The organism is Aestuariibius insulae, from assembly GCF_040783535.2.
Lineage (GTDB): Bacteria > Pseudomonadota > Alphaproteobacteria > Rhodobacterales > Rhodobacteraceae > Aestuariibius > Aestuariibius insulae.
In genome coordinates this window covers 383007-395357 of record NZ_JBFONW020000003.1, presented here as the reverse complement: position 1 = coordinate 395357, position 12351 = coordinate 383007, and the positions used below count along the sequence as shown (strand labels likewise).

Annotated in this window: 13 protein-coding genes; 1 reads left to right on the top strand and 12 read right to left on the bottom strand. The window is 60.0% G+C overall.

Annotated elements, in window-relative coordinates:
• Positions 1-48: 48 nt before the first annotated feature.
• Positions 49-504 carry a DUF302 domain-containing protein gene (locus AAD018_RS11015; protein ID WP_367316115.1) on the top strand — a complete coding sequence of 152 codons (456 nt, stop codon included), beginning with the start codon at positions 49-51 and terminating at the stop codon, positions 502-504.
• Here AAD018_RS11015 and AAD018_RS11010 read toward each other — a convergent pair.
• From AAD018_RS11010 to nuoH, 12 genes are all read right to left on the bottom strand, one after another.
• The gene (locus AAD018_RS11010) at positions 501-2168 is read right to left on the bottom strand and encodes a ribonuclease J (protein ID WP_367316114.1); all 1668 of its coding nucleotides are present in this window, start codon (positions 2166-2168) and stop codon (positions 501-503) included. The genes AAD018_RS11015 and AAD018_RS11010 overlap by 4 nt on opposite strands.
• Positions 2169-2939 carry a type III pantothenate kinase gene (locus tag AAD018_RS11005; protein ID WP_367316113.1) on the bottom strand — a complete coding sequence of 257 codons (771 nt, stop codon included), beginning with the start codon at positions 2937-2939 and terminating at the stop codon, positions 2169-2171.
• Between the two features lie 10 nt (positions 2940-2949).
• Positions 2950-3699 (bottom strand): biotin--[acetyl-CoA-carboxylase] ligase, encoded by a 750-nt coding sequence (locus AAD018_RS11000; RefSeq protein ID WP_367316112.1) that lies wholly within the window; start codon positions 3697-3699, stop codon positions 2950-2952.
• Positions 3689-5125 (bottom strand): NADH-quinone oxidoreductase subunit NuoN, encoded by a 1437-nt coding sequence (gene nuoN, locus AAD018_RS10995; RefSeq protein WP_367316111.1) that lies wholly within the window; start codon positions 5123-5125, stop codon positions 3689-3691. Before nuoN ends, AAD018_RS11000 begins: the two co-directional genes overlap by 11 nt.
• Positions 5122-6678, bottom strand: a complete 1557-nt coding sequence (locus AAD018_RS10990) for an NADH-quinone oxidoreductase subunit M (RefSeq protein WP_367316109.1) — start codon at positions 6676-6678, stop codon at positions 5122-5124. Before AAD018_RS10990 ends, nuoN begins: the two co-directional genes overlap by 4 nt.
• Entirely contained in the window at positions 6678-8801 is a 2124-nt protein-coding gene (gene nuoL, locus AAD018_RS10985; protein ID WP_367316108.1) for an NADH-quinone oxidoreductase subunit L, read from the bottom strand. The genes AAD018_RS10990 and nuoL overlap by 1 nt, the downstream gene beginning before the upstream one ends.
• A 4-nt stretch (positions 8802-8805) precedes the next feature.
• Positions 8806-9111 carry an NADH-quinone oxidoreductase subunit NuoK gene (nuoK, locus tag AAD018_RS10980; protein ID WP_367316107.1) on the bottom strand — a complete coding sequence of 102 codons (306 nt, stop codon included), beginning with the start codon at positions 9109-9111 and terminating at the stop codon, positions 8806-8808.
• Positions 9108-9668, bottom strand: a complete 561-nt coding sequence (locus AAD018_RS10975) for a hypothetical protein (protein WP_367316106.1) — start codon at positions 9666-9668, stop codon at positions 9108-9110. The genes nuoK and AAD018_RS10975 overlap by 4 nt, the downstream gene beginning before the upstream one ends.
• Before the next feature lies 1 nt (position 9669).
• Positions 9670-10278 carry an NADH-quinone oxidoreductase subunit J gene (locus AAD018_RS10970; protein ID WP_367316105.1) on the bottom strand — a complete coding sequence of 203 codons (609 nt, stop codon included), beginning with the start codon at positions 10276-10278 and terminating at the stop codon, positions 9670-9672.
• Positions 10275-10673 (bottom strand): carboxymuconolactone decarboxylase family protein, encoded by a 399-nt coding sequence (locus tag AAD018_RS10965; protein WP_367316104.1) that lies wholly within the window; start codon positions 10671-10673, stop codon positions 10275-10277. The genes AAD018_RS10970 and AAD018_RS10965 overlap by 4 nt, the downstream gene beginning before the upstream one ends.
• Positions 10670-11164 carry an NADH-quinone oxidoreductase subunit NuoI gene (nuoI, locus tag AAD018_RS10960; protein WP_367316103.1) on the bottom strand — a complete coding sequence of 165 codons (495 nt, stop codon included), beginning with the start codon at positions 11162-11164 and terminating at the stop codon, positions 10670-10672. The genes AAD018_RS10965 and nuoI overlap by 4 nt, the downstream gene beginning before the upstream one ends.
• Before the next feature lie 77 nt (positions 11165-11241).
• Positions 11242-12282, bottom strand: coding sequence for an NADH-quinone oxidoreductase subunit NuoH (gene nuoH, locus AAD018_RS10955; RefSeq protein ID WP_367316102.1), 1041 nt, complete (start codon positions 12280-12282; stop codon positions 11242-11244).
• Positions 12283-12351: the final 69 nt, after the last annotated feature.

Here is a 12351-nt window from a genome sequence, read left to right as displayed (position 1 = left end):
CGAACCGGCGGTCCGATCATATCTGGACCGTCTGAATTGGAGTTGCTCATGCGCGCCCTTGCCCTGATCGCCTGTCTCGCCGCACCGGCTGCCGCCGACAGCATGCCGCCGCGAGAGGGCTGGATCGTCCATGATACGGATAAATCCTTTGCCGAACTGGTCGAGGATACGCGCGCCGCGATAACCGAGGCCCCCATCAACATCGTCACTCAAGCCAGCGCCTCGGACGGCGCCCGAGGACAGGGGATCGAGATCCCAGGCAACCGTGTCATCGGCGTCTATCGCAACGACTATGCCCGCCGCATGCTTGACGCGAGCATTCCGGCCGGAATAGAGGCGCCGCTGCGTCTTTATCTGACCGAGGACAGCGACGGGACGGCGACACTCTCCTACAAGACTGCGACCTTTGCCTTCTCCCCCTATGACGGAGGAGAGGCTCTTCTCGAGCTTGCCTCAGAGCTGGATGTGATCCTCACCGGGATTGCCGAGGCGGCGATCAACTAGCTGAGGCGCGAGATCACAGCGGTCACTTCCGGCTTGCGACCAATCTCGTTCGAGCTGCTCTGGCGGATGACGCGGCGCAGAAGCTCTTCAAGCTTGTCGTCATCCTCGATGACCGAGCGGTCTGCGCGGCCGACCGCCTGGCTGAGGTCTTCTTCGAGGACATCGACCAGAGGCGCGTTGGACCGTCCGGTCTCGGACATGCCCTTCAGCTCGCACCAGGGCTCGCCCAGCAGGTCGCCCTCTTCGTCGATGACCAGAGTCACCGTCACATGACCGTTCAGCGCCATGCGGATCCGGTCGCGCACGATGCCGTCGAGCGCACCGATCTGAACCGACCCATCGAGATAGGTGCGTCCGCTCTCGATATATTCGACGACCTCGGGACGATTGCCGGAGAGTTCGATCATCATTCCGTTCACGGCAACGACCCCGGCAATGCCCTTGCTGTCCGCGATCTTCACATGCTCGCGCAGGTGCCGGTGCTCTCCGTGCATCGGGATCAGGATCTGGGGTTTGATGATATCGTGCATCTCCTCAAGATCCGGACGATTTGCGTGGCCCGACACGTGGTAAAGTCCGTCGTTGTCGTCGACGATATCCACACCCTTTTCGGAGAACGCGTTCATGATCGCGATCACCCCGCGCTCATTGCCCGGAATGGTCTTTGACGAGAAGAGGAACAGGTCGCCCTCCTTGACCTCGAGGCCGAGATACTTCCCGTTCGACAGCTGCGCCGAGGCGGCACGCCGTTCACCTTGCGATCCGGTGACGAGCAGCATCAGATTGCTTCGCGGGATGTCTTTCGCCTCTTCAGGCGAGACAACGCTTGGGAAATCGGTGAGGATTCCCTCAGCTACCGCCGCTTCGACCATGCGGCGCATCGCACGTCCAAGCAGACAAACCGACCGCCCGGCGGCCACGCCTGCCTCGGCCAGCGTTTTGAGGCGCGCGACGTTGGATGCGAAGGTAGTGGCAACCACCATCCCCTCTTGCGCCGCGATCAGTTTCTCAACTTCGGGTCCAACAATGATCTCGGACCGGCCGGCGGCCTTCGAGAAGACATTAGTGGAATCGCAGACGAGTGCTTTCACGCCGTCCTTCGCGATCTTGCGCCACATCTCGCGGTCGAAGGGTTCGCCCAGAACGGGGGTCTCGTCGATCTTGAAGTCACCCGTATGAACGACGCGCCCGGCGGGGCTATCGATGACGAGACCGGAGCTTTCCGGGATCGAATGTGAGATCGGGGCGAGGCCCACCTTGAACGGACCTGCTGTCACAACCTCGGGCCAGGCTTCGGCGACGCGGACGTCGTTCTCGGGGGCGCCGCGTTCTTCCATCTTGCGGCGCGCAATGTTTGCTGTGAAGGCCCGGGCATAGACCGGAGCCTGCAGACGCTCCCAGCAAAGGCCCACCGCCCCGACGTGATCTTCATGCGCGTGGGTGATGAAGATCGCCTCAATCCGGTCCTTGCGCGCTTCAAGCCACGAGATGTCGGGAAAGATCAGATCGACACCCGGCGTCGTGTCCATGTTCGGAAAGGTCACGCCCAGATCGACGACGATCAGCCGTTCCTTGTCCGGCGCGCCATAGCCGTAGACATAGCAATTCATTCCGATCTCCCCCGCGCCTCCAAGGGGGAGGTAGATCAGTCGCTCGCTGCTCATTCACAAGTCCTTGTTGTATTTATGGATGACGGTAAGACCGTGCATCGTCAGATCGTCCTCGAACGCATCAAATAGGGCCGCGCTTTGCTGGAACAACGGCGCCAGCCCGCCGGTCGAGATGACCTGCATGTCGTGGGCATATTCGCCCTTGATCCGGTCGCAGATCTCCCGAACCAATCCGATATAGCCCCAAAACACACCCGACTGCATGCAGGCAACCGTATTCGTGCCGATAACCGCCTGCGGTTTGCTGATATCAACATGCGGCAGAGCCGCTGCCGCGTTGTGCAACGCCTCGAGGCTCAGATTCACACCAGGTGCGATCACGCCGCCCACATAGGCGCCGTCATTGGCCACGACATCGAAAGTTGTTGCCGTTCCGAAATCAACGACGATCAGGTTGCCGCCATGCCGGTCAAAGGCGCCCGCTGTGTTGACCAAACGGTCCGGACCGATGCTGGTGCCCGTATCCACCCGAGGCTCCACCGGCAGGGCACAGCCAGGCCGCCCGACCACGAGCGGCCGTGTGTTGAAATACCGATCCGCCAGGACGCGCAGATTGAAAACGACACGCGGCACCGTTGAGGAGACGATCACCTCATCGATCTGTACATCAATCCGCTCGAGGCTCATCAGCGTGGAAAGCCAGACGTAGTACTGATCCGCCGTTCGCTGCCATTCGGTCGAGGCGCGCCAAGTCGCGATGAACTGCGTGCCGTCCCAGATCGAGAAGACGGTGTTGGTGTTGCCGCAATCGATGGCCAGAAGCATGGGCGGCCTCCTAGAAGTAGATATCGGCGGCGGCGACAGCCTCGCGGCCCTGCGGTGTCGCGAGGATCAGATTGCCCATCTCGTCGATCGTCTCGAACGTGCCTGTAATCTCTCCGGTCCCGGTACGGGCGGTGATGATCTCTCCCAATCGGGCCGCATGGCGCAGCCAGCTTTCGCGCACCTGAGAAAAGCCAAACTCTGCAAGGATCGCTTCCTGCGTTGCGAAATTGGTGGCCAGCGGTTCGAGGAATGCTTCAGGCGTGACCGGCTCTCCGCCTTGATCGAACAGGCTTACCGGAGGGAAATCGCCTCCATCATCAGGCGGGACCTTTGCTAGATTGACGCCGATCCCGACCGACAGCCAATCGACGAACCGCCCTGCTCCGCTGCTTTCCAGAAGGATCCCAGCCACCTTGCCGCCGTGAAGCAGTACGTCGTTCGGCCATTTCAGACCCAGCGCCTCGCGCTCAACGAAGAGCGCCAGCGTCTCGAAAAGCGCATTGGCCGCCAGAAACGAGCGCAGCGCCGCCTCGGCAGGCGTACAGGCCGGGCGATAAACAAAGGTTGCCGCGAAATTCCCTTCAGGATGCCGCCAGGGCCGCCCGCGACGCCCGCGCGCATCGGTCTGGTTCAGGCCCAGGATCCAGGTAGGACGGTCCAGCTCTCGCGCCAGCCGGCCAGCCTCTGCCATGGTGCTGTCGACAGTCTCCAGAACGATCCGGTCGACGCCTTCCGGCCAGAGGGAGGCGTCAGTTGACAAGTGTCTGGGCCGCCGCGAGCGCAATGGGCTCTAGCCCGAAGAGGTTGACGATACCAACGATCATCGCCCCGGCCGAGGCGACTAGAAAGCCCCAAAGCACCGGAGACATGCCTTTGTCGAGCCCGTCCCGCTCTTCGCCGAAATACATGTAGTAGACAATCCGCAGGTAGTAGAACGCACCGATCACTGAGGCAATCACACCGGCGACCGCGAGCCAACCAAGCCCCGCATCATAGGCGGCCCGCAGCACGTAGAGCTTGCCGAAAAAGCCCAGCATGGGCGGTACACCCGCAAGGCTGAACATCAGGATCAGCATGGCCAGCGCCTTGAGCGGCTCCTTGGTCGAATAGCTTTGCAGCGATGCGATATCGGTCACCGGCATCCCGTCCTTCTCCATCGACAGGATAAAGGCGAACGTACCGATATTCATGGCAACATAGATCACCATATAGACCAGCATCGCCTGCACGCCGAGCACCGTTCCCGCCGCGAGTCCCATCAGAGCAAAGCCCATATGCGCGATCGAGGAATAGGCCATCAGGCGTTTGATATTCGTCTGCCCGATTGCGGCGATGGCTCCGAGGAACATCGACACCACGCTCAGGAAGGCCACGATCTGCTGCCAGTCCCCGACGATTCCGCCAAACGCGTCGTGCACGACCCGCGCGAACAGCGCCATGGCCGCGACCTTCGGCGCGGTGGCGAAGAAGGCGGTGACCGGCGTGGGAGAGCCTTCGTAGACATCAGGTGTCCACATATGGAACGGCGCGGCCGAGACCTTGAAGGCAAAGCCGGTGATCAGGAAGACCAGACCAAAGAGCAACCCGAGCGACGGATCGTCCGACGCCGCTTCGATGATGCCTTCGAACGCGGTTGTTCCGGCAAAGCCGTAGGTCAGCGAGGCACCATAGAGCAGCAGGCCCGACGACAGAGCGCCGAGAACGAAGTATTTCAGCCCAGCCTCGGTAGATTTCACGCTGTCCCGCCGCAAGGACGCCACGACATAGAGTGAGAGCGACTGCAGCTCAAGCCCCATATAGAGCGTCATCAGGTCATTGGCCGAGACCATGACCATCATGCCGACGACCGCCAGTACGACCAGCACCGGATATTCAAACCGAAGTAGATCGCGCCGAGCCATGTAGCCTTCGCTCATCAGCAGGACCGCTGCGGCACTCAGAAGGATCGTTACCTTGGCAAACCGTGCGAACGCGTCGTCCACGAAAGTGCCTGAGAACGCCTCCCGCGTTTCTCCGCCCGTGGCGCCGATCCAGAAGGCAAAGGCTACGAAGACCGCGACAGTCACCCAAAGCATCACCGGAGCGGTCTTGTCCTTCCCGGTATAGACGCCGACCAACAGCGCGCCCATCGCAAAGACGGCGAGCAGCAGCTCGGGCAGTACGATGCTCAGATCTTCACCGATCATTGCCCGGCTCCTTCATTCGCGGCGAATTGCGTCGCCGTCTCATATTGCGTCAGCGCCAGCTCGTAATCCTCAACCAGCGCGGCAACGCTGGGTCCGATCAGATCCGTGATCAATGACGGATAGACGCCCAGAAGCAGCGTCATGACGACAAGCGGGGCAAAGATGAACTTCTCGCGCCGGGTCATATCCGTGATCGAGCGCAGGCTCTCCTTGATGAGATCACCCATGACGACGCGGCGGTAAAGCCAGAGCGCATAGGCCGCCGACAGGATCACACCCGTCGCCGCCACCAGTGCGACCCATGTATTGACCTGAAAGACCCCGACAAGCGTCAGGAATTCACCGACGAACCCGCTGGTTCCCGGCAAACCGACATTGGCCATCGTGAAGAGCATAAAGATCAGCGCATAGGCCGGCATCCGGTTCACCAGACCGCCATAGGCGTCGATGTCCCGCGTATGCATCCGGTCGTAGATCACGCCCACACAAAGGAACAAAGCGCCCGAGATGAAGCCATGCGAAATCATCTGGAAGATCGCGCCGTCGATGCCTTGCTGGTTCGCCGCAAAGATCCCCATCGTCACGAACCCCATATGGGCAACCGAGGAATAGGCGATTAGCTTCTTCATATCTTCCTGCACCAGAGCCACGAGCGAGGTGTAGACGATCGCGATCGCACTCAGCCACAGAACGAGCGGCGCCATCAGATCGCTCGCCACCGGGAACATCGGCAGGGAGAACCGCAGGAAGCCGTACCCCCCCATCTTCAGCAGGATCGCCGCAAGCACGACAGATCCGGCCGTCGGTGCCTGAACATGTGCGTCCGGAAGCCATGTATGGACCGGCCACATCGGCATCTTCACGGCAAAGCTGGCAAAGAACGCGATCCACATCAGCGTCTGCGCCCCGCCGATGATCTGGACGCCCAGTAGGCTGAACGTCTCAGACCCGAATTCGTAATCCAGAAGCTCGACGATATCGGTCGTTCCGGCCTGCGAATACATCGCGACCATGGCCACCAGCATCAGAACCGATCCCAGGAAGGTATAAAGGAAGAACTTGAACGACGCGTAGATCCGCTCTTTGCCGCCCCAGATCCCGATGATCAGGAACATCGGGATCAGACCGGCCTCGAAGAAGAGATAGAACAGCACCAGATCAAGCGCGCAGAACACGCCAAGCATGAGCGTCTCGAGAATGAGAAACGCGATCATGTAGTCCTTGGTCCGGTGCGTCACGTCCCAGGCCGACCAGATCACCAGCGGCATGAGGAAAGTGGTCAGCATCACGAAAAGAACGCTGATCCCGTCCACGCCCATCTTGTATTCGAGGCCCAGAAGCCATTCGGCCTCTTCGACCATCTGGAACCCGGTTTCGTTGGGATCGAACTGGAACAGGATGAAGAGAGAGACCAAGAAGGTCGCGACCGTAACGGCCATCGCAACCCATTTGGCATTCCGCTGCGCCTCGGCGTCATCGCCGCGTAGGAAAAGCGCGAGAATAACCGCCGCAATGGCCGGCATGAAAGTGACGAGCGAGAGAAGGTTGTCCATCAGTTCGCTCCCCCGGTGACCGAGATCCAGGTCAGAAGCAGCGCCAGACCGATGACCATCGCGAAAGCATAATGGAAGAGGTATCCGGACTGCCCGCGGCCCGCGAGCCGGGTGAAGAACGGAATGACCCCCATGGCGAGACCGTTAATCCCGCCATCGATGATATTGCCGTCTCCGCGCTTCCAGAACGTCTTGCCGATCCAAAGCGCCGGGCGGACGAAGATCAGATCGTAGATCTCATCGAAATACCATTTGTTGAGCAGAAACCGGTAGAGAATCCCGTTCGTCTCGGCGATCCGTCGCGGCATGTCCGGCTGGCGGATATACATGACCCAGGCTGTGATGAAACCGATCACCATCGCGATGAAGGGCGAGAGCTTCACCCAGGTCGGAACATAATGCGCGTCGTCCAAGACATGGTTTTCGGGGGCGACATAGATGGCGCCCTCCCCCGGAACACCGGCAAGCGTGACGTGGTGATCGTCGCCGTGATCGCCCTCGTCCGCGTGGCTCTCGCCCGAAGCATCCAAGTGATCCTCGCTCGCAGTGTCGGAATGATCGTCCTCGGTCGCGCCATGCTCAGTGGCCTCGGCGACCGGGATCGCGAAAAAGGCCGCGACCTTCTCGGTTTTGCCGAAGAAAGAGTTGTACCAGATCATCCCCGAGAAGATCGCGCCGAGTGCCAGAACGCCAAGCGGGATCAGCATGACCATCGGGCTTTCATGGGCATGCTCGTGCGTGTGCTTGTCGCCGCGCGGCTTGCCGAAGAAGGTCAGGAACATCAGCCGCCAGCTGTAGAAGCTGGTAAAAAGCGCCGCCACGACCAGCATCCAGAAGGCATAGCCGCCCGCCGTGCCCGCATAGGCGCTTTCGATCACCGCATCCTTGCTCAGGAAGCCTGCGAAGCCAATATAAGTGAGCGGAATACCGACGCCGGTGATCGCGAGCGTGCCGATCAGCATCGCCCAGAACGTGTAGGGCAGCTTATGACGCAGCCCTCCGTAGTTCCGCATGTCCTGTTCGTGATGCATTCCGTGGATGACCGAACCGGCGCCAAGAAACAGCATCGCCTTGAAGAACGCATGGGTGAACAGGTGGAACATCGCCACCGAATAGACGCCCACGCCCGCAGCTACGAACATGTAGCCCAGTTGCGAACAGGTCGAATAGGCGATCACCCGTTTGATGTCGTTCTGCACCAGACCCACCGTCGCGGCGAAAAAGGCGGTGGTCGCCCCAAGGAAAGTCACGAAGCCGGTCGCGTTCGGCGCAAATTCCATGATCGGCGACATCCGGCAGACGAGGAACACGCCCGCCGTGACCATCGTGGCGGCATGGATCAGTGCCGAGACCGGGGTCGGGCCTTCCATCGCGTCCGGCAGCCACGTGTGCAGGAACAGCTGCGCCGACTTACCCATGGCGCCGAGGAACAGCAGGAAGGCGATCACCTCGGCCGCATTCCACTCGCGCCAGAGGAACACCATCGACGCTTCGGCAATCTGCGGCGCAGATGCGAAGATGTCGTCGAACCGGATCGAATCCGTGACCAGATAAATCCCGAAGATCCCCAGCAGGAAGCCGAAATCGCCAACCCGGTTGACGACAAAGGCCTTGATCGCGGCGGCGTTTGCGCTTGGCTTGCGAAAGTAGAAACCGATCAGCAGATACGAGGCGAGACCCACGCCCTCCCAGCCGAAGAAGAGCTGCAACAGGTTATCGGCCGTCACCAGCATCAGCATCGCGAAGGTGAAGAACGACAGATACGCAAAGAAGCGAGCCTTGTAGTGCTCCCCCTCCCGGAAGTTGTCGTCATGGGCCATGTAGCCGAAGCTATAAAGGTGGACGAGTGCCGAGACGGTTGTGATGACGACCAGCATGATTGCCGTCAGCCGATCGAGCCGGATGGCCCAGTCCGTCGCCAGAGTGCCACTTTCGATCCAAGTCAGGATCTGGATCTGCTCGGTCGTTCCGTCGAAGGTTAGAAAAACGATCCAGCTCAGGAAGGCCGCTAGAAACAGAAGGCTCGTCGCCGTCCATTGCGCCGCTGTTTCACCGATGAAGCGCCAACAGAACCCCGCGATCAGGGCGCCGACGAGCGGGGCAAAGAGGATAATCGTTTCCAAGGTCTCAGCCCTTCATCACATTGACGTCTTCGACGTCGATCGTCCCGCGATTGCGGAAGAAACAGACAAGGATCGCCAGCCCGATCGCCGCCTCCGCCGCCGCGACGGTCAGCACGAAAAGCGTGAAGACCTGCCCCACCAGATCGCCCAGAAACGCCGAGAACGCGACAAAGTTGATATTGACCGCAAGCAGCATCAGCTCGATCGACATCAAGAGAATGATCACGTTCTTCCGGTTCAGGAAGAGCCCGAAGATCCCAATGACGAAAAGCGCCGCCGCAACGGTGAGGTAATGTTCAAGGCCGATCATCGCTGCGCCCCTGGGCTGTCTGGATAGAAGATTCTGCAACCGCAAAGCAGATCGATGCGGTCGCGCCTCCAAACGGGCTTTCCGGAAGGAGTTTCATTTAAGTATTTGATCGGGTTGAGCTCGGTTGCCCCAAGATCTTTCGCAGCAGCGACAAATTCATGAAGGTTTCCACCTGTCGTTCTGGACAAAATGGCGTCGTCGCCCACCAGTGCTTCGTAACCGTCGTAGTAGCCGCAGCTATCTTCCACCGCTGATGGTGTGGGTGGCCCCCAAAGCAAGGTCGCTTCTCTCGTGTTGCAATCGGCAAACATGACGAAGTAACTCTGATCGTTCACGCGCTGGTAGATCTGGCCCGATCCAAGATCCTTAGCAGGTCCGGCGGATATGTGATCGGTGAGACCCGCGTTCTCAAAGCTGCATGACAGACCAACCGCGACTGACTGACTAGATAACTGTTGCTGCCACTCGGGCGGCGGCCGGGTGAAGGAACAAGCGATAGATGTTTGAGCAAATGCAACCGAACTGGTGACTGTGATAAGAAACGTGCGCAAATCCATTTCAGAGCCCCTGCCCCGGCTTCACGTCTTTCAACTCCATCGCCTTTTTCGGATCACGATACATCTGCGCCAGCACGTCCTGACGCTTGATATCTTCGCGATGGCGCAACGTCAGGACGATGGCACCCACCATCGCCACAAGCAGGATCAGACCCGCAAGCTGAAAAATCAGGATGTAGCGGTCATAGAGGATCAGTCCTAAAGCCGCGACATTCTCGGTGTCCGCGACCGCAGGGGCAGAGACACGCTCGAGCGCGCCGTCCGAGAACTCCCAGGCACCGAAGGCGATTGCCAGCTGCATCAGAATGACGACGCCGATAAAGAGCCCAATCGGCAGGTATCGCGTCATCTCGGCCTTCAAAGCGGCGAAATCGACGTCCAGCATCATAACAACAAAGAGAAACAGCACCGCGACCGCGCCGACATAGACAATGACCAGCAGCATCGCGACGAACTCTGCCCCAAGCGTTACGAAGAGCCCCGCCGCGCTGAGAAAGGCTAGGATCAGCCACAGGACCGAATGGACCGGATTGCGCGCCAGAACCGTGAAAAGCCCACCTGCGATGCACGAGATCGCAAAGGCGTAGAACGCGATCACAGGAACCGTCATTGCTCGTCCTCCTCAAGGATCTCTCGCGCCAGCTCCATCGCCTTGGTCATCGCAGGAACCCCGCCGAATGCACCCATCTGGGCAATCGTCTCGGCCACTTCCTGCGGCGTCGCACCCGCCTCGACCGCATGGCGCACGGTCATGCGGATCTGCGCCTCGGCCTGTGCGCCCAGAATGGTCAGCGCCCCGAGCGTGAGCAGAAGCCGCGTCTTGGCGTCGAGCCCTTCGGGATTGAAGGTTTTGCCCATGAAGGTTTCCATCAGCTCTTTCGGCATCGTCGGCCAAAGCGCCTCGAACCCTTTGGGGGTGAAGCTCTCGAGCGCCGGGTTCACAGACTTGGCCCAGTCCTGCCCCATGCGCATCATCGCCTCGAACGGGTTCGCCGGATCAGTCATCTGTAAGGCGCATCGATTTCGAGGTTGCGGGCAATCTCCGCTTCCCAGCGCTCGCCGTTCTCAAGGAGCTTCTGCTTGTCATAGAAGAGCTCTTCGCGTGTCTCGGTCGCGTACTCGAAGTTCGGACCTTCCACGATCGCATCGACCGGACAAGCCTCCTGGCAATAGCCGCAATAGATGCACTTGGTCATGTCGATGTCATAGCGCGTCGTCCGGCGCGAGCCGTCGAGCCGAGGCTCCGCATCGATGGTGATGGCCTGCGCCGGGCAGATGGCTTCGCACAGCTTGCAGGCGATACAGCGCTCTTCGCCGTTGGGATAACGCCTAAGCGCATGCTCTCCCCGGAAACGAGGCGACAAAGGCCCTTTCTCATGCGGATAGTTCAGCGTCGCCTTGGGCCGGAAGAAGTACTTCAATCCCAGTTTCATGCCCGAGAAAAAGTCGGCCAAGAGGAAGTACTTGGCTGCACGTGTGTAATCGATCTGCGTCATACCTAGCCTCCTATCGTTTCTTTGAGTTGATCCAACCGATCCATCCGAGCCTTCGCTCTGCTATCTGCTGTCATGCCTTAACCCCCAACGGCCCAGCGAGCATAGGCCCCGCCAAAAAGCTCGAACTTGGCGAAGAACGACACCAGCACCACCCAGAAGAGCGAGAACGGCAGGAACACTTTCCAACCCAGTCGCATCAGCTGGTCATAGCGGTAGCGCGGCACGATGGCCTTCACCATGGAGATAAGAAAGAAGATGAGGAACATCTTCGAGATCATCCAAAAGACCCCGTCTGGCAGGAACGGCACCGGCGACAGCCAGCCGCCAAAGAAGATCAGCGTGATGAGCGCCGTCATCAGCACGATCGTGGCATACTCGCCAATCATGAAGAGCAGGAAGGGCGTGGAGGAATACTCCACCTGATAGCCCGCAACCAGCTCGGATTCAGCTTCGGGAAGGTCGAAGGGGGGCCGGTTCGTCTCGGCCAGCGCCGAGATGAAAAAGAGGAACACCATCGGCAAATGCGGCAGCCAGTACCAAGCGAAGAGACCCCAATCGCCGTCCTGCGCGCGCACGATCTCGGTGAGGTTCAGCGATCCGGTCGACAAGATCACGCCGACAAGGATCAGTCCGATGCTGACCTCGTAGGAGATCATCTGAGCCGCCGACCGAAGGCTTCCAAGGAAGGGGTATTTCGAATTCGACGCCCAGCCGCCCATGATCACGCCGTAAACCTCAAGCGAAGAAACGGCGAAAATATAGAGGATCGCCACGTTCAGGTCGGCGATGGCCCAGCCATCGTTGAACGGGATCACGACCCAGGCGATCAGCGGCAGCGTGAAGGCGATCATCGGCGCAAGGAAGAAAACTGTCTTGTCCGCCCCCGCCGGCACCACGATCTCTTTCAGCGCGTATTTAAAGAAGTCGGCAAAGCTCTGAAGCAGGCCGAAGGCCCCCACCACATTCGGCCCTTTGCGCATCTGTACCGCCGCCCAGATCTTGCGATCGGCATAGAGCAGGACGGCAAGCGAGATCAGCAGCAGCACTGTCAGCAGCAGACATTGACCAAGGACGACGAGAGCGATGCCCGCATTCGTGGTCGTAAAGAACTCGCTCATGGTTCAGTCCCCTTACCCGACCGCCAAGGCCAGGTCCCGAGTGGCGGAGCGGCTGGCGCCGCCGGTCTT